Source organism: Acinetobacter sp. 226-1, assembly GCF_030329325.1.
GTDB classification, from domain to species: domain Bacteria; phylum Pseudomonadota; class Gammaproteobacteria; order Pseudomonadales; family Moraxellaceae; genus Acinetobacter; species Acinetobacter sichuanensis.
Genome location: NZ_JACANU010000015.1, coordinates 18298 through 34512 on the forward strand (window position 1 = coordinate 18298; position 16215 = coordinate 34512).

The window sequence follows — 16215 nt, forward strand, 5'->3', positions numbered from 1 at the left end:
ATTATCTGCAACACTCCTGATTTATGTTATTAATAAAGATAATTTTTCAAAATTAAGATGAGTGTAAAATGTATACAGGTATTGTTCTTGGTACTGAAAAAATTCAAAGTATTGAACAACATGATGGTTATATCACCATTCTAGTCAATAATAGCCAAGGCTTTTTAGATGATGTTTTTATTGGTGCAAGCGTTGCAATTGATGGAACATGCCTAACTGTTACAGCCATTCATCCAGATAAAAAACTGGTTAGTTTTGACATTTCAGATGTAACGCTCTCATTAACAACATTAGGCTTTTTAAAAGCAGATGATTTAGTCAATATTGAACGTTCATTTAAAATTGGTATGGAAAATGGCGGACATAATTTATATGGGCATATTGAAGGTACAGCCCAAGTTACAAACATCATTAAAAATGGACAAACTTTACATTTAGATATTGAAATTCCAAAAGAAAAAATTAAATATTTCTTCTTAAAAGGCTTTATTGGTTTACATGGCTGTAGTCTTACAATCAATCAGGTCAATCAAGCCCAACAGCAAATTTCTGTAGACTTAATTCCTGAAACAATTCGTTTAACTAAATTTGGGCAACTCAATATTGGCGACTATTTAAATTTTGAAATTGACCAAACAACACGTACTTTGGTTGATACACTTGAAAATATTTATGCTCAGCGTGGGCTAAATGCAGTTTAATTTTTTAACTGAGATGGTGCATGATAAGTTTGTTGAATTAATTCTTTTTTAATTTCGATAAGCTTGTGTTGATTGTTAGGTTTAAAACCTTCGATCAACCAAGCACCATCCGCAGCATAACGTAATAGCTGTAAATGCATACTTTGATCAGTGATTTGATGTTTGACTAAACGCTGCTCTAACCACTGATTCCATTGCTGACAAAAAGTATGATCTGAAATAAAAGTCATGCATAATGCTGACCATAATGATCCGATCCCAAAATTTTCACTTGTTAATGTTAATTCAATATAAGCTCTTGTAAAACAACCATATTGGTCATGCTCAACTGCTACATATTTTTCAATTTCTTGATCTATTTTTTGCATTGCAGTTTCAATCATTGCCGTAATTAAAATTTGTTTATTTGCAAAATGATGAAATACGCCACCTTTGCTCACATCGGATAAAGTTGCAACAGCTTGAATGGAGACACCACTAAGACCATTTTCCGCTGCGAGGCGCATTGTGTTTTCTAAAATTAATTGACGGACTTTTTCAGGCTGTTTTTTCCGCTGATGTAAGTTACTCATTTTATTTTATCAATGCCCCGCTGTTGAAGAAAATAAATTAATAACAACAACCCCTGAAATAATCAAGGCTATGCCCAATATTGCCGCTAAATCAAGAGTTTGCTTAAAGACAAAGAAACCAATAAAAGCAGTCAACACGATCCCAACGCCAGCCCAAATTGCATAAGTGATTCCTAAAGGAATAACTTTAACAACTTGAGATAATAAATAAAAAGCGATGCTATATAAAACAATCACTGCAAGCGACGGTAGCAATTTGCTGAAACCTTCTGATTTAACAATAAAGGTTGAGCCAATAACTTCTGAAACAATTGCTAAAGCCAACAATGCATAAGCATTTAATAATGGACTCATCTTTTTCTCGCATACATAAACATACCATCTGGTTGGTATCTTATATAGAGATAAATTATTTGTCTTATTTAACATGACTTTTTATGTTTATAAATGTAAAAATGAAATCTATTTTTTAATTTAGCTATTACAGTATTATTCACATTAAATTAAAAAAACTAACCATGAAATAAAAGTAATTTGAACCAACTTTACACAAAAATTGAAGTCCTTTTCTCATAATTTCAATCCATAATAAAATACATTATTGATCAATTATAAAATCTGTTGATGCAATTTTTGCAAAAAGGCATCCGCATCTAATTTACTCATAAAAGATTTTTGATAAGACCCTGTTGCTGTCTGATGATTAGGCGTATATTCAATTTCGATTAAGAAATTTTGATTTATCATACTTTTAGAAACATGTATTGCAATAATATGCGATGAGTTTAAATAAAAACCATCTTCAATTTTAACCAACATTACAGTACCTCAACATCTTACAGGGAGAAATAATAAAAAAGCCCATCTTTAGATGAGCTTATTATTTAAATAATTTAAGCATGAATTTTACTTCAATTTAACACTGATGAAAAACTTTTATCCCTGCTACATTCAAATATATATAAAATAAAATGTAACTCAGATGTAAAGTAATTAAACTAAAACAACCAAAGACAATCAATCCAAACAAAATTGTTAGACACTTTCTGATTTTGTCAAAAAAATTTAATGTTAGAGTAAATATTAAGTGATGCAAGTCACATTATTAATAAAAGATATTTAATTTTAAATCTCTTTTATGGAGGTTATTCACATGAACTATTTAATTATTTTAAACTCTCTCTACCCAGATCATTTTGATGAAGTAAATAAAACGATTGAAGATTATGATCATTCAATTCGTGTTAACCAATCAACATGGCTGATCAATACCAAGTATGATGCTGTAATTATCAGACAACATCTGGCTAATGTTATGAGTATTCATGATTCATTATTGGTATTTAAAGTCAATAATGAGTTTTCAATTGCCAATCATCTTGATATCAATGATTGGTTAGAAGACATGCAATACAATACTTTAGTTGCTATTTCTTAACCCTTCCCCCCCTCTTTTAAAAATGAAGGATGGATAAGGCAAAATGTTCAAAAGTCATTTTTCAGGTTATTTCCTTCTTTTTCTACATCAGTAGTCAAATTGTAGAAAAAGAAGGCTTAGCGACTTATTCAAAATTTCTTTATAAAATCAAATTCATAACAAAGTATAATGAAGTGAGCCGTTATTGCTCAAGACGAACTTGATAGCCACATTGTGTTGCTGAACAAGTTGCATCTGTAATCACAGTACCATCATCTTGTGATAAATAGTCAACTGTTCCACCTTCTGTGATCGCCGAATATAAACTTTGCCATTCCTCTCCTAAAAGTTTTTTACTTATTGTTTTAATCTGTTGATTTGTTTCTGAAGCTTCATTTGGAGATTTTTTAAATGACCAACTCACATCAATAAACTCTTTTGCAATTCCAATAACTAAATCATTGTTTTTAGAGTCTTTATAATAGTAACTGGTAATATTATCTTCACTTTTTTCTGTTTTTAGTACAGGTAAAGTGATCATTTTTAATAGATCTTGTGCATTTTGAGGGGGTTGGGCATAACTCAATGTGCTGTAACAAAATAAAGTGGTTACACCTAGCGCTATTTTTTTTAAAAGCACTTGCATTTTTCAGTCTCATTTTTATCTAAGTGCCCAATTTTACATTGAAATATAAAATAAAAAACGGCTTATTTACAGAAATCAAAACATAATTTATATACCGTCTTTTATTTTTATCATAAAAATACTCAATAAAACATTGAACAGCATTTTTTAATAAAAATTCAAAATATCTCTCACTATTTTATCATTACAAGACCTAAAGCAAATAAAAAAACATTTCCAAATACAACAGTGTAAATATATTCAAACCTTTAGTAAGATTAAGAACCGCTTTGTATCCCTTTTATTACAAATTAAGATTTAAAAAATATTTTACTATACGGTAAAGACTCAATCACATTTGAAATAGGAATTGTTCTAATGACTACGATTAATGTTGAAAGTATCAATAATCATGCTGATGTTATTGCATCTTGTGGAACTAAAGTTGGTGAGGTTGATCATTTACATGGCAATGATCAAATTAAATTAACTAAACATGGTGATGGGTATCATCATTTGATTCCAACATCATGGGTAAGCCAAGTCACTGATAATAAAGTGATACTCAATAAAGACTCACAAGAAGTGAAAGATAATTGGGTTCAAATCTAAATATTCTTTTAAATGCTAGTTGATAGCTTTCATCGCAAAGCTATCCTTTTTTAATCTCAATGAATGTATTCAATACCTAATGATATCAATCCATTAATAAGCTTTCTACTTTGACTTGTATAACAAATTGTTAATCATCAAGTTTAAATCCAAATTATATTAAAAATCATGTGAGTAATAAATATTACTCACTTCATCTCCATCCATGTATGATCATCTTAATCTATGCTATAAATTATTGATATTAATAAATTATATCTTAACAGACATGTTACAACTCAAAAGGTAGCCCTATGTTGAAATCAAGAACAAAGAAAATATTATTTATTAGTGGTCTGATTTTATTAGCAGCCGTGACCTTAGCCAATATCGGTGCTGAAAAAATACCTACAGCACAACAAGTAGATTTAACAAAATATTTAGGAACATGGCATGAAATAGCCCGTAAGCCCTTATTTTTTCAGAAAAAGTGTGATTATAATGTGACAGCACATTATTCTTTAAATGAACAAGGCAATCTTAAAGTAGATAATCAATGCTGGGATCAAAATCATAATTTACAGCAATCAATTGGTGAAGTTTTTGTAAAAAATGCCCCAGAAAACACGAAACTTACCGTAAGCTTTCTACCGAATGCGATTCGTTGGTTACCTGTAGCTCGTAGTGATTATTGGATTTTAAAAATTGATCAAAATTATCAAGTCGTTTTAGTCGGTAGTCCAAATAAAAAATACCTATGGATATTAAGTCGCTCACCAAAGATTGAGCAGACCGTACTGGATGAATATTTAAATTATGCTAAAAGTTTAGGTTTTGATTTGTCTGATCTGACTTATACAGTACATAAATCAAAAGAGTAATTGTAATGTAATAAAAAATGCCAACTTTATATTGGCATTTTTATGATCTGTGAAGACATCAAAACTTAGCATTTAATACTTGATTATTTATTTTATTTTTCCAAAGATCACGTAAAATAGGTAAATAGAATTTCTCACCAAGCTCCACCAATTCAGCATCAATCAAAGCATGAATCTCATGCATAAAAAGATAATCCAAATCTACTGTTTTAAGTTGTTTTTGACTTTGCAAGAACGCTTTACGTTTTGCTTGAGCTGTTTTTACCAACTGATCCGCATAGTTTTTATCTTTAAATTGACGAATCGCTTGTAAACGTAATTCAATCACCCCCCAACCGCTTAATAATAATTTAAATGTCTCAAAATCTTGTGTTGTTGATTCCCAAGTCATATTTTCTAAATTTTCATCTTGTGGAAGAACAGGCAACAACAACTCCATAACACTCGGAAAAATCTTTTTAAAACCTAAAATAAATTTAACAGGATGTTCACCTGGATAATCTTTAAATTGAACATTTTTTTGAACATCTGTTAAATAGATAGAGAGCATTAAGAAAATCCTTAAGTAAGATACTGTTTTTAAACACCTTATATTTACACCTGCAAAATAAATGCAAAATAAATGCAAAATGAGAACAGAAAAAGAAAGGCATTTTAACAATTTTGACAGTTTATTCAATGTTAAGTGATTATTTTAAAAGCACATCTATTGTTAAATAACCACGACAAACTATGTCATAGCATATGATTTTAGAGGTTTAATTCTTATTTTAAAACGATATTATTTTGTATGTCTTAATATCTGGGGATAGGTATGAAAAAGTTTGATGGAAATGTTAAAAGTATTCCTCGTTTAACGGATAAGCAATTAACGCAACAACTAATACCTAAGCGTTTTGCCCCTCCTACTCCTCCAGAGTATGAGGGTAAAAATATGGTATATATTTTTGATAGCGCAGATTCTTTTAATCTGACTTATGATGAATTGGTTGAGATCGTGTCAAAGGCCAGAAATATGGGGCCAAGAATGATTCCTGTTCTTGGAACCATTGGGTGACTAAAATATTTCAATTCTATTTAGGAGTGACATTTATGTTTAATAAAAAAAGTATAAAAATTTGTTCTTTCATAATATTTACATTTTTATTTTCTGGCTGTGCTGCGAATTCTGGGGTCATACCAATGGGAAACAATACATATCTGGTCTCTAGACAAGCAGCAACAGGATTTACAGGAATGGGGACACTTAAAGCAGAAGCAATGAGAGAAGCTTACACTGAATGCCAAAAGACAAGTAAAGCCGTTAAAGTTTTAGAAACTATTGAGGCTAAACCGCCATTTATTTTGGGTAATTTTCCCAAAACTGAAATTCAATTCAAATGTGTCAATACTGAATAATAAATAGACCCTCAATTGAGGGTCTATTTATTTCAAACCTCACTAACCTTTGTTGCACTCACCCCATCCAAAAGTTCCAAATTATAACGAGACTCAGCAGGTCGGCTTGTTTTCCCATACCAACGAAACTCTTGAAATTCACCATCGGAATATAATGCATAAGAAACAGCATTACTTTGGTTACCACCTAAGCAGACTAATTTTTTAGTTTTTTGATCACGACCAACAACAAAACAAACATGACCACCACCCTTGCGAGTTTTAATTGCAACACATCCATAGGCAGGCTTTGCGAGTTTGGATCCGTAGTTCACATAATCTAAGGCGCGGTACCAATGTTTTGGATATTTCACACCTGCAGTCTTTAAGCAATGAGCTACGAAAGTTCCACACCACGGCGTTTCATCATCAGTGAACCAACCACCAAGTCCTTTGATCCATCCTAAGATAGTTTTGTTATGTTGTTTACCCACAATTTCACGCAAGCCAATATGTTTTTTCGCTTCAACCATCCACGCCAAATCATTGGTTGCTTGTGGGGTAGCTAAAAGGCTATTAATGCCATTTAGCTGCGGTGCATGTAACTCTGGTTGATAGATCTTCTTGCCGATCAAGCCAAGCAATGGAATTACAATTCCAATAATGATGCCTTCATGCTCTTTTGGAATGAGTTGGAAATCTAATGCCCATTCTAAGAGCGGAATTAATACAAGCATAAAAAAAGCTCCCAACATTGGGAGCTTCACGCTTAAGTATTGCCATGCACTTTCATTGATTAATTTCATGTTTTAACTCACTTTTTGAATTCTTCATTCGTTGTTTGTATTTAGCTTCACACATTTCAATTTCATGCAGCTCTTGTTCACGCTTGTCTTTACGTTTTTGAAATTGGCGATTTGATAAGAAGTTCATGAAGCTAATAATTAAGCCTGCTAAACCAATACCTACACCAATTAAAAAACCCCAATCCAATGCTGCTGCCCATGACACTAATGTCACCCCTGTACCTGTTACTGTTGTTACTTTCCCCGCAATTGCTGCTGATGTTTCTGCAACTGCGGTTGTGGTTTCTGACATTGGTTTCTCCTATTTTTGGTAATAAAAAAGCCCCGATTGGGGCTTGGATCACTAAAGCTACTAACTTTAACTTAATCATCTTTTTGAAATGCAAGTTTAAAAAAACTAAAACTTAGATATGATGCTATCAATAATAATATACCTATCGCTACAAAGTATGTATCAAAGAAGATACCTACGATCAGTGAGACTATTGCTATCAAAAGTAATATATAGAATATAATCCATTGAATCATGTGATTTCTCGACTTATTTTTAATCTCTGCAAAATCTATCATATTTTAAAACGTAAATATTAATTTATGATTGATTTAGCTTTTTATCAAAGTATCATAACAACCTCTTTAAAATAACTTACTTAAGTTTATGTCAAAAATAAATTCTGCAGAAAGCATACGAGGACTTGCGTGTTTAGCTGTTGTCTTTTCACATCTTTCATTAGTTTTCTATCCACAACTGCACAATGACAAGCAATCCGGATTACCGAGTTTTGATTTTCTCCAGTTTATACACAACTCACCACTTGCATTTTTCTTTGCTGGAAATGCCGCTGTTTATGTTTTTTTGTACTAAGCGGCTTTGTCTTAAGTTATGCAATTTTAAATAAAAACAAAGATATTGAGAAAAAAATATTTTCAATGTCTGTTAAGCGATATCCACGCTTAGCTATACCTGCATTAATCGCTGTGCTTTTATTCTGGTCAGCATTTCAACTAGATTTAAACATGACAAATGCCTCTGCCTGGGTTGCTCGACTCGGAACACAGTCTGGACCTTTTTTAGATGCAATTTACGATGGTACTATTCGCTCTTTTATTTTAGGAAAATCTAACTACAATTGGGTCTTGTGGACAATGCAAGTTGAATTGTTCGGCTCATTCATAGTTTTTTCTATCATTTACTTATACACAAAACAAAAAATACTAGCATTCTTATTTGCAATGTTTTCTATTGCTATTTCTGCTGCTGTTTTTTCAATAAATTTTGGACTGGGCATCAGTTGTTTCATTATTGGTGTTATTTTTTATTTGTATGGTAAAAAAATTAATCTATTAACAGCAACCCTTATGTTGTCAATAGGGCTTTATCTTGCAGGTATTCATAATACAAGTTATTCATACCAGTGGATTTACAAAGTATTAGGTGAAAAATCATATATTTTAATAACGATAGCTTCTGCCCCTTTCATTGTTTACAGTATATTAATGAATGAACAAGTATCTAATCTTCTGGATAAAAAGCCGCTTGTTTTTTTAGGTAAATTATCATTTTCAATTTATCTTCTTCACTTGTTGGTAATTTATTTGTTTGCAATGCCTCTTTATAATTTTTTATTAGAAGATTTGGGTTTTTTAATAAGTTCATTAATAGCTAGTATCTTGACAATATTAGTTTCAATATTGGTTTCCATTCCTTACAGTAACTATATAGATGATTTATCAATCAAAGTAGGAAAAATGATTGAGAAAAAATTAATAAAATAAAAAAGCCCTTATGGGCTTTTTTTTAACCCCATGATTTCGAAAGTTCAGTAATTTCTTCTTGTGACAGTACACGATCATACACAACAAGTTTTGTAATAATTCCGCGCAAACCGTTTTGACCGATTGGACTTGCATAGCCTGTCCCGAACATAATATTCGTAATATTCAGCGGATCTGAAACAACTAATTGAGCTTCACTCATTCCACTGTATGCTCCAAGTGCTTTACCTTCGCCGAAAGCAAGCGCGAAAGTATGAGCATGAAATCTATTTTCTGCGCTAAACGTTCCTTTAAAAACCGCGCTGTTGTTTGTTGCTGTTGAGTCAATGAAGTTTTTTAAATAACCCATATATTGCTGATTTGACAGCCCACACTGCTTCATTAATTTAAAAGCAGTTCCACCCTCCAAGACAAGCTGTGAAGCATAACTGTTTGCAGAATTAATAGTTGGATTATATGCAAGAGTCTGAGCAAGAATAGTAAATCCGTTTTTGTTTGCAATTATTGAATCAAAAAGCGATTGCTTTACTTTCACATACTCGCGCGGTCTTTTTACAATTGCCCCGCCTGTTTTAATTTTTGAGCTTGCTGTATGTTCACCAACTGCAACTTCAACTTGAGCGTGCGTTAAACTGCCATTTACAGTTATATTTAAATTGCATGCAGCCGATGTGCTTGTTCTTGTAAAAAGATACGGTTTATCTTTTGTGACAATCGTTCCTTTTTCTGAAATATCGCCATTCACAGTCAAGCTGCCTGCCCCTTCGCATGACACCGCAATTCGAGAAGCGGCAGCGGGAAGTGTCACGGTTTGGGTAGCTGGAGCAGAACTGTTTAAAAAGAAATTATCGTTTTCATCTTCTGAGAGCAAACCGAAACGTCCATTTTTTAATAAGGCTGTACGCACTTCTGTTGTTGATGTAATTGCTCGCTCAATACCACTTTTATTGATTGAAATCGGCGCACCGTTTAAATTTTGACGACTCGCTTCAACAACATCAGATAGTAAATAATCTTTTTTGATCACATCATTTGATTTTGTTGAATAAACCTCATTTTCAAAATCCAAAAAAATAGACCAGTCTTTAGCGCCTTTGATGCCATTTATATTGCCCAAGCTTGCAGTCGCAATCTTATCTGATTTAATAATTACAGACATTTTTATACTCCATCTCTTTGCATATTTAAAATAAACTCAATGAATTTTTGAAAAGTTTTTTCAATTTCCTCATCGAGATACACGTTAGTTTCATCTTTCTTAAATGCATCAGCATTGATAATGTCTTTTATTATCTCTTCAAAATCATCCTGGTGTGTTCTCATTAATGTAACTCCATCTCAACATTCATAAAATTAGTTTGATGCATATACATTCTCCATTTTTCTGACAAATTTTCAGGTTGTGCGTCAGTTGAATAAAGAATTTTTAAAGAAAGTTGATTTTGATCGTTGATTTCAGGAACGAATGACGATTTATAGCAACTCGTTTCACCGTATTTGTTTGCTGACCACGTGAAATCTATAAAGTTATCAGCTATTCCGAAATACAATGTGTTATCGGGTGGATAGCAGTAGACAAGCATTACAACTTTATCGCCAACAAACTTAACTTCTTGATGCCACGGCACGAACGGGGTTGTAATTTGTGTCACATACTCCCAAGCATCTTCGTTTAATTTCTTTGCTCGGAATAAGCGCAAATCTGTAGAGCTAGGCGCTAAGCGAGTCAAATACATATACCAATAGCCACTTTTCACATCGTATAAAATTGCAGGTGAGCCAGCAGCATTCGACTCTGGGTGATTTGTGTTAAGAAAGATACGTTCTTTCGCTGTCCACGTTTTGCCATCTTTTGTTTTCCGCATCCAAAGGCAATCTGTACGCACACCATCGTTGTTCGGATTTCTAAGCGTTTGTCGCCAAATGCAAATTAATTCACCCGATCTCGGATCGTATGTCAACACGTTATCTGAATTGTGACCGTTGCTAAAGCTCGGCATCGGGCGTGGGTCGAGTGGTTGTTCAAAACCATCTAATAGATCGAAATTAATCAAATCATTAGAGCCGTAAATGCACGGATTTTCTTCAGCTTCGTTTGTGTTAAAATATGGTGTCATGCAGACAATATAACGATAACCAAGAAATCCATTCCAAAACTCTAAAATGTTCGGATGACACACGCCATCATTTGTACGATACGGACTATCAATTTCTAAACGTGTCGAATTTGCAAAAGTGATTTGATTAATATCATTAATCCACGTCTTGTTTGTTCTAAAATTATGTTTGAACAAATGCAATGGCACTGGAGCTTTTGCGCCTGTTTCTGCATACAGTAAATTATTTAAAAGTGTCTGCGTTTCACTCGTGAATGTGTCACGATATGAACGTGTAAGCGCTACAGATGTATCTTTTATTGAGCCTGAATTATTTTTTAAATAACTCACAAGATCAGTATCTAAGCCGACAAAATATACTTTTCCATCCAAGCCAATTTTTAAGAAAATCTCACCGTCTTTATCACTAAAGATAAATGCACTTTCAGCATCAGAATAATGAAAAGTCGTATCCTTTAATGTATCAACATGATTAGAAAGCGTTGCAACTTCAAGTTGAACTGGTTGATCAAGACCAGCGATAAAAAGCATCGAATCTTTATCAATGTAAGCGACAATTTCATCATTTGAGTCAACAAATATATGTAATGCAGTTCCAGCAATATCTGCATAAATATGTTTTTTCACTACATTTAATGCAACATCTACTTCGTTTTTTACATTATCAACTTGTTCAACAACAAACTCTTTCGCTTGATTCAACTTCTTACTTGCAATCACATCTGCTTCAGTAGCAGCTTCCTGCACAGCCTCTTGCTTTGCTGTACTGACATCATCTTTAGATGAGGCATTATCAATAAAATCACCTAAAGCAGTTTTAAACCCCTGCTCTGTAACATTTGCACCAATCAGTGCACTCTTATCTGGTAATGGCATAAAAATCTCATCCATAAAAAAAGCACCCGAAATGGGTGCTCATGTTGTTAATCAAATTTAAGTTTCAGAGGTACTTTGAACATACTGATCTGAATAATTCCAAACTGTATCTTTCCACACATCACGTGCAGCAACTCGCACGTAGTAAATCGTTGTAGATGTAAGCTTTTCAAAGGTATGAGATAGGTCTGATCCAACCCACGTTGGTGCAATCGAACTCGGATCAAAGTTTTCCATTTGACTCATCCAAACTGCATAATCTTTTAAATCAGGTGCTTCACTTGGATTCCAACTTACAGTTAATGTATCTTTAGTTGCTGTGGTATATACATTTAAAAGTTTTGCAGGAACTGGATTACTGATATTCAACTCTGCGAATGAACTCACATTGCTACCACTAACACTAGCCACCCGAATTGTATAGGAACGCCCCAAACCATCAGATTTCGCTTCCTCAAGAGAATAACTATAGTCTGTATTGGTTGTTTGAACTTCACGTAGCAAAATACCATTTGAAAGTACTTGCACAACATAGCCTGAAGCACCCACAACAGTTTGCCACTGCACTTTAAAACTCGTACCAATAAATGGCGACTGTAATGAGAGCCCTTTTACACCTGTAGGCTTTCCACCCACCAATGTGTAGCTATAAGCAGTCACTTCATCCAAGGTTTGCTCTTGCTGCTGTAAGCCATTAAAACTGGTAAATTTCAAATGGATCTGTTTACCAATAAGATTTTTATTAAAACTATGTTCAAAAATAGCTTTATCAATACGGACAAATGGCTCACCTGCAATATGTACTTGAGCATCATTAAACCGTCCACGTAGTACATCATCTAATGTATACAGACCTGATCCATTGAGTGTTGCCACTTGATAGTTCAAATATTCGCTACCCAACAAACATAATGTCGCATCCGCTTCAGCATCTTCCAAAGTCCCACTGAACATTTGACTGGGTGTGTTAAGCTGGACTTGCAATGCCGTGTCATCTGTATCAATAGCTGCAACCAATTGACCATAACGCGCTGAACCATAAATGGTCCCAATCATGTCATAAGTAGTGTTGTCTAAACTCGCCCAGACATTACAACCACCAAAATTAACCCCACCTGATACGGCGATCCACACTTGATTGATCCCATTGGTCAAATCTAGAGGTGGTTCAAAAATGACAGGTGCATTCACATGTCCTGGTTCTTCATTTCCTCCCTGATAACCATTAGATGCTTGTAGGTCATACTCAATCGCTGAGTAAGATCCAACGGACAACTCATTTGCTGTAACGGTGAGTAAGCCCTCATCGTCTTCTTCAATCCGTGTAATTCGTACAGGAAATTGATCCAACCCTAAAGAGATGTCTGTAATCGTCACAATATCCATGGGTTCTAGTCGGCAGTACTTCCAACCAAGCTGAAACTCATATTCATTTCGTACATACAACAATCGCTGTAAACGTAGCTGACAGGCATGCCGAGCAATTTTGGGCTCACAAAAGAAATCAAGTTTTACCGCATCTTCTGTACGTAAACCAAACATTTCAATATTCGCTTGGTCTTTGGCTTCCACTGTTTCCGTATTGTATTGGTTATAACGGTTGGTATATTCAATTTGCGTATGATTAAAAGCATCCGTATCACGACTACGGCGCACTCTAATAGGCTCATCTTCACCAATAAAATCATCATCTGTTAAATGATAAACAGGAGTTAGATCAGGTGTGAATGTAACTCCATGTCCAGTCAAGGCAGCATCACCATAGGTTTTAATTTTTAAACCATCTGGACTGGGTACCACTGCACAATTCACCGCCTCAACAATCGTATTGATCGTTTCATACGCTTCAGCTTGTTCTGTAAATGCAGGACTAATTAATAAATTTGCTGCTCGGCAATAGGTTCTAAATTCCGCCAAATCAGCCATATTTAAAATAGGTGCCGCACCGTAACGTGGATGTGTAATAAAATCCTCAATCACATCCGCAGGATTGGCATCATGCACTGTATCTGACAGTGTAATATCACTAATGACTTCAAAAGTATGATTGGAAAGACTTGCGCTATTCCCTAAATCATAATTCGCACAGGCAACATAACCAAGAAAAGGATAGTGTAATGCCTGATCTGGATGCTTGGTCTGTATATATCCCCAACGTGGATTATCATTACCATCAAATAATTCAAAACCTAACTGATCAATAGGGCTTTTGGTTACACCATTTTCAGTTTTATTGATAATCTGATCTTTGTCTCGCCATACAATCCCAATATCTCGGATCTTATTTTCACATAGCCCAAGCATCAATGAAGCATTGTAGGTAAATGTTGTATTGCGAGTTTTAGAGCTACCACCTTTCCCCCCTGATTTAGTCACAGTGGTATGTGGTGTTGCAGCAAAATCACCATACCAAAACATATTGGCAGTCACTCGATTTTTACCATATACCAATGGTTGACAAAGACCATACGCAGATTGCTGAACACGCATGGAGTTAATACGCGTTTCAGTTGTACTTGTGGTACCACCACCAAATAATCCACCCATATTATTCTTTTAGCCTCTTCATACGAAAAAACCCAGCAATTCGCCGGGCTAAACTTCCTTTGGTACCATCTTGGATAATGACACCCTGATGGATATATGAGTGGATCACCGTTGGCCATTCCACAACGATGGCACCATGACTGATGCACTTTCCAAAGTGATATAAAACAATATCTCCCGGCTGTGGTTCATCCACTTCAAAACATACACCCTTCACATGCTCTAAGTATCGTTGCCCCAATTGATGCATGTGCCAATCAGGGGGATAAGGTCGTGGATCCAAATGATCCATTAAGCCCACTTTTTCATACACTTCACAGATTAAGGTACCACAATCTACCCCGACACCTTTTACTCGCCCTTGGTGATGGTATGGTGTACCCAACCAAGTCTTAGCTTCTTCAACTGCTGCTAGATTTTTCATACAGCAGTCTCCGGCACAGGAATAAATGGTTTCCCTGCAAAACGATTACGATTATTAAAGCGATTAGTGCATGTATCTAAACGTTTATCGCATCCAGGATACACTTTGATTTGCTGACCTGCTTTGGGTTGTTCAAGTAAAGGTAAAGTCAAAATTAATGCTCCTGATTCATGTAAACGAATCGTGCGCTTCAAACCTTTATTCCCACCCTCTAAAAATTCCACTACGCCTTGCGTAAACCAACCTTGTGGTTGTGTCAAAGTACATACAATTTGTGAAGTACTACTGTTTACCTCGATCGTTGTGCTTATAGCAAAATTATCACGCAGCAAACCACAACCATAATCGAATAAAGTATTGGAACAACTTGGTTGGTATAGGTTACGTGGCATTTGAATATGAAGATCATCAATATCTGATGCCACATTAAAATCAATCACATTTCGATCAAGCTCAGGTTCAATAATTCGACCTTCAAATAATTTTAAGGTGCCTGCACTTGTATCTGTAGGCGTATGCATATCCATAAAGATCCGTTCTAACTTAAAACGCGCACCATCCATTTGACCATTGTGAAAAGCCTGAACCACACGCACATCATTAAAATGCTGATCATTTATAGTATTAATGCTGACAGATAGATTATCGACCTCAATCCCTAGTGATAAACTGATTCCCTCACGGCTAATTATAGGTCCATCGGCTTTAAAAACTTGGTTGGCTACAATTAAGTCATAATCATAATTGGTGTAGCGGTATACATCACCTTGTACTGTGGTAATCGTATAAAGGTCTGCCATTAGGAATTGATCTTGATCCAATAAGGCAATTAATTGTGCTGATGCTTGTCTCATACCTTTACTCCTAAAGAGCCAACCAATTCAATTTTTTGTGCTTTCCACAGTTTGGCCATAAAATTGGAATACTGTTGTTCATCATCAGCAAAACGACAACGATAAAAGAATGTGCCTTTGACTGTGACCACCTCACCGACTGCCAACGGTGTATTCAGCATATATTTCCCATCCTTACTAATACCCGCCATTTCGTTATTCCACATGGGCTTTTCAGTGTTGCTATCCCACATATTTTTGGTTTCAACTTGATTCCACATGTTAGGATTAATCGGTTGAGTCATCTGCATCGTGTTGCTCACTGGCATATGTAGAGAATGCATTTTTTTGAAGATTTGGTAGGTTGTTGTGCTTCCATCCCCAACAAAAGTACATTCAAACTGATTGTCATCTGGCATCTTGTAGAGAAATGAATCAAAAGCACCACGGCGCTCGGTAAAGAAGCCTTCTAGTTGCTGTAACTCATTTCGCCCTTTGCTCTCTCGCAAGAAAGCAAAGGACATAGTGATGTTATATTTTGGAATTGCTTGATAACTCGCTCTAAGCTCACGACCATTGATTGAGGTCATAATTTTGGTATTAAAAATGGGAGTCTTTGTCAGCTCCCATTCCAATCCTGGTAATTCAGGAAATAATTCATCAGACACGCAC

Annotated in this window: 21 protein-coding genes; 7 read left to right on the top strand and 14 right to left on the bottom strand. The window is 34.8% G+C overall.

All coding sequences use genetic code 11. The features are described 5' to 3' along the window. Window positions 1–68: 68 nt before the first annotated feature. Window positions 69–701: a riboflavin synthase subunit alpha gene (locus HX124_RS15765; RefSeq protein ID WP_107009105.1), complete on the top strand. Its 633-nt coding sequence runs from the start codon at window positions 69–71 to the stop codon at window positions 699–701. On the opposite strand, the gene HX124_RS15770 is transcribed toward HX124_RS15765, so the two are convergent. The 3 genes from HX124_RS15770 to HX124_RS15780 form a co-directional block, all read right to left on the bottom strand. Beyond that, window positions 698–1273 carry a TetR/AcrR family transcriptional regulator gene (locus HX124_RS15770; RefSeq protein WP_107009106.1) on the bottom strand — a complete coding sequence of 192 codons (576 nt, stop codon included), beginning with the start codon at window positions 1271–1273 and terminating at the stop codon, window positions 698–700. The two genes, HX124_RS15765 and HX124_RS15770, sit on opposite strands and share 4 nt — an antisense overlap. A gap of 9 nt (window positions 1274–1282) precedes the next feature. After that, window positions 1283–1627, bottom strand: a complete 345-nt coding sequence (locus tag HX124_RS15775; RefSeq protein ID WP_107009107.1) for an SMR family transporter — start codon at window positions 1625–1627, stop codon at window positions 1283–1285. A 255-nt stretch (window positions 1628–1882) separates the two neighbouring features. Further along, entirely contained in the window at window positions 1883–2092 is a 210-nt protein-coding gene (locus HX124_RS15780) for a hypothetical protein (protein WP_107009108.1), read from the bottom strand. A 334-nt stretch (window positions 2093–2426) separates the two neighbouring features. Between HX124_RS15780 and HX124_RS15785 the strand changes: the two genes are divergently transcribed. Further along, window positions 2427–2711 (top strand): hypothetical protein, encoded by a 285-nt coding sequence (locus tag HX124_RS15785; RefSeq protein WP_107009109.1) that lies wholly within the window; start codon window positions 2427–2429, stop codon window positions 2709–2711. Between the two features lie 181 nt (window positions 2712–2892). On the opposite strand, the gene HX124_RS15790 is transcribed toward HX124_RS15785, so the two are convergent. Next, complete coding sequence (locus tag HX124_RS15790; protein WP_286384033.1) at window positions 2893–3336, bottom strand: hypothetical protein; 444 nt, start codon at window positions 3334–3336, stop codon at window positions 2893–2895. A gap of 357 nt (window positions 3337–3693) precedes the next feature. On the opposite strand from HX124_RS15790, the gene HX124_RS15795 reads away from it, so the two are divergent. Both HX124_RS15795 and HX124_RS15800 read left to right on the top strand, forming a co-directional pair. Then, the gene (locus HX124_RS15795) at window positions 3694–3927 is read left to right on the top strand and encodes a DUF2171 domain-containing protein (RefSeq protein WP_107009111.1); all 234 of its coding nucleotides are present in this window, start codon (window positions 3694–3696) and stop codon (window positions 3925–3927) included. 293 nt (window positions 3928–4220) lie between these two features. Then, on the top strand, window positions 4221–4787 hold the full coding sequence (locus HX124_RS15800) for a lipocalin family protein (protein ID WP_286384032.1): 567 nt from the start codon (window positions 4221–4223) through the stop codon (window positions 4785–4787). 58 nt (window positions 4788–4845) lie between these two features. On the opposite strand, the gene HX124_RS15805 is transcribed toward HX124_RS15800, so the two are convergent. Then, window positions 4846–5337 (bottom strand): hypothetical protein, encoded by a 492-nt coding sequence (locus HX124_RS15805; protein ID WP_286384031.1) that lies wholly within the window; start codon window positions 5335–5337, stop codon window positions 4846–4848. Between the two features lie 264 nt (window positions 5338–5601). Between HX124_RS15805 and HX124_RS15810 the strand changes: the two genes are divergently transcribed. Beyond that, window positions 5602–5844: a hypothetical protein gene (locus tag HX124_RS15810; RefSeq protein WP_286384030.1), complete on the top strand. Its 243-nt coding sequence runs from the start codon at window positions 5602–5604 to the stop codon at window positions 5842–5844. 35 nt (window positions 5845–5879) lie between these two features. Further along, window positions 5880–6185 (top strand): hypothetical protein, encoded by a 306-nt coding sequence (locus HX124_RS15815; protein WP_286384029.1) that lies wholly within the window; start codon window positions 5880–5882, stop codon window positions 6183–6185. 32 nt (window positions 6186–6217) lie between these two features. Here HX124_RS15815 and HX124_RS15820 read toward each other — a convergent pair whose 3' ends face one another. Both HX124_RS15820 and HX124_RS15825 read right to left on the bottom strand, forming a co-directional pair. Further along, entirely contained in the window at window positions 6218–6970 is a 753-nt protein-coding gene (locus tag HX124_RS15820; RefSeq protein ID WP_286384028.1) for an NlpC/P60 family protein, read from the bottom strand. Next, window positions 6954–7262 carry a hypothetical protein gene (locus tag HX124_RS15825; protein WP_286384027.1) on the bottom strand — a complete coding sequence of 103 codons (309 nt, stop codon included), beginning with the start codon at window positions 7260–7262 and terminating at the stop codon, window positions 6954–6956. Before HX124_RS15825 ends, HX124_RS15820 begins: the two co-directional genes overlap by 17 nt. Before the next feature lie 617 nt (window positions 7263–7879). Here HX124_RS15825 and HX124_RS15830 point away from each other — a divergent pair. After that, on the top strand, window positions 7880–8746 hold the full coding sequence (locus HX124_RS15830) for an acyltransferase family protein (protein ID WP_286384044.1): 867 nt from the start codon (window positions 7880–7882) through the stop codon (window positions 8744–8746). A 22-nt stretch (window positions 8747–8768) separates the two neighbouring features. On the opposite strand, the gene HX124_RS15835 is transcribed toward HX124_RS15830, so the two are convergent. The 7 genes from HX124_RS15835 to HX124_RS15865 are packed head-to-tail and all read right to left on the bottom strand — an operon-like array spanning window position 8769 to window position 16211. Then, window positions 8769–9905, bottom strand: a complete 1137-nt coding sequence (locus HX124_RS15835; protein ID WP_286384025.1) for a hypothetical protein — start codon at window positions 9903–9905, stop codon at window positions 8769–8771. 2 nt (window positions 9906–9907) lie between these two features. Beyond that, window positions 9908–10069: a hypothetical protein gene (locus HX124_RS15840; protein ID WP_286384024.1), complete on the bottom strand. Its 162-nt coding sequence runs from the start codon at window positions 10067–10069 to the stop codon at window positions 9908–9910. Beyond that, window positions 10069–11754, bottom strand: a complete 1686-nt coding sequence (locus HX124_RS15845) for a hypothetical protein (RefSeq protein ID WP_286384023.1) — start codon at window positions 11752–11754, stop codon at window positions 10069–10071. Before HX124_RS15845 ends, HX124_RS15840 begins: the two co-directional genes overlap by 1 nt. Window positions 11755–11796: 42 nt before the next feature. Further along, window positions 11797–14286, bottom strand: a complete 2490-nt coding sequence (locus HX124_RS15850) for a phage tail protein (protein ID WP_286384021.1) — start codon at window positions 14284–14286, stop codon at window positions 11797–11799. 1 nt (window position 14287) lies between these two features. After that, complete coding sequence (locus tag HX124_RS15855) at window positions 14288–14710, bottom strand: NlpC/P60 family protein (protein ID WP_286384019.1); 423 nt, start codon at window positions 14708–14710, stop codon at window positions 14288–14290. Beyond that, window positions 14707–15564 carry a phage/gene transfer agent baseplate hub protein gene (locus HX124_RS15860; RefSeq protein WP_286384017.1) on the bottom strand — a complete coding sequence of 286 codons (858 nt, stop codon included), beginning with the start codon at window positions 15562–15564 and terminating at the stop codon, window positions 14707–14709. Before HX124_RS15860 ends, HX124_RS15855 begins: the two co-directional genes overlap by 4 nt. Then, complete coding sequence (locus HX124_RS15865) at window positions 15561–16211, bottom strand: DUF2460 domain-containing protein (RefSeq protein ID WP_286384015.1); 651 nt, start codon at window positions 16209–16211, stop codon at window positions 15561–15563. The genes HX124_RS15860 and HX124_RS15865 overlap by 4 nt, the downstream gene beginning before the upstream one ends. Between the last annotated feature and the right edge of the window lie 4 nt (window positions 16212–16215).

Excerpts from the sequence above, each read along its gene's own strand:
- HX124_RS15765 (WP_107009105.1), top strand. The coding sequence starts at position 69 with ATGTATACAGGTATTGTTCTTGGTACTGAAAAAATTCAAAGTATTGAA.
- HX124_RS15770 (WP_107009106.1), bottom strand. The coding sequence starts at position 1,273 with ATGAGTAACTTACATCAGCGGAAAAAACAGCCTGAAAAAGTCCGTCAA.
- HX124_RS15775 (WP_107009107.1), bottom strand. The coding sequence starts at position 1,627 with ATGAGTCCATTATTAAATGCTTATGCATTGTTGGCTTTAGCAATTGTT.
- HX124_RS15780 (WP_107009108.1), bottom strand. The coding sequence starts at position 2,092 with ATGTTGGTTAAAATTGAAGATGGTTTTTATTTAAACTCATCGCATATT.
- HX124_RS15785 (WP_107009109.1), top strand. The coding sequence starts at position 2,427 with ATGAACTATTTAATTATTTTAAACTCTCTCTACCCAGATCATTTTGAT.
- HX124_RS15790 (WP_286384033.1), bottom strand. The coding sequence starts at position 3,336 with ATGCAAGTGCTTTTAAAAAAAATAGCGCTAGGTGTAACCACTTTATTT.
- HX124_RS15795 (WP_107009111.1), top strand. The coding sequence starts at position 3,694 with ATGACTACGATTAATGTTGAAAGTATCAATAATCATGCTGATGTTATT.
- HX124_RS15800 (WP_286384032.1), top strand. The coding sequence starts at position 4,221 with ATGTTGAAATCAAGAACAAAGAAAATATTATTTATTAGTGGTCTGATT.
- HX124_RS15805 (WP_286384031.1), bottom strand. The coding sequence starts at position 5,337 with ATGCTCTCTATCTATTTAACAGATGTTCAAAAAAATGTTCAATTTAAA.
- HX124_RS15810 (WP_286384030.1), top strand. The coding sequence starts at position 5,602 with ATGAAAAAGTTTGATGGAAATGTTAAAAGTATTCCTCGTTTAACGGAT.
- HX124_RS15815 (WP_286384029.1), top strand. The coding sequence starts at position 5,880 with ATGTTTAATAAAAAAAGTATAAAAATTTGTTCTTTCATAATATTTACA.
- HX124_RS15820 (WP_286384028.1), bottom strand. The coding sequence starts at position 6,970 with ATGAAATTAATCAATGAAAGTGCATGGCAATACTTAAGCGTGAAGCTC.
- HX124_RS15825 (WP_286384027.1), bottom strand. The coding sequence starts at position 7,262 with ATGTCAGAAACCACAACCGCAGTTGCAGAAACATCAGCAGCAATTGCG.
- HX124_RS15835 (WP_286384025.1), bottom strand. The coding sequence starts at position 9,905 with ATGTCTGTAATTATTAAATCAGATAAGATTGCGACTGCAAGCTTGGGC.
- HX124_RS15840 (WP_286384024.1), bottom strand. The coding sequence starts at position 10,069 with ATGAGAACACACCAGGATGATTTTGAAGAGATAATAAAAGACATTATC.
- HX124_RS15845 (WP_286384023.1), bottom strand. The coding sequence starts at position 11,754 with ATGGATGAGATTTTTATGCCATTACCAGATAAGAGTGCACTGATTGGT.
- HX124_RS15850 (WP_286384021.1), bottom strand. The coding sequence starts at position 14,286 with ATGGGTGGATTATTTGGTGGTGGTACCACAAGTACAACTGAAACGCGT.
- HX124_RS15855 (WP_286384019.1), bottom strand. The coding sequence starts at position 14,710 with ATGAAAAATCTAGCAGCAGTTGAAGAAGCTAAGACTTGGTTGGGTACA.
- HX124_RS15860 (WP_286384017.1), bottom strand. The coding sequence starts at position 15,564 with ATGAGACAAGCATCAGCACAATTAATTGCCTTATTGGATCAAGATCAA.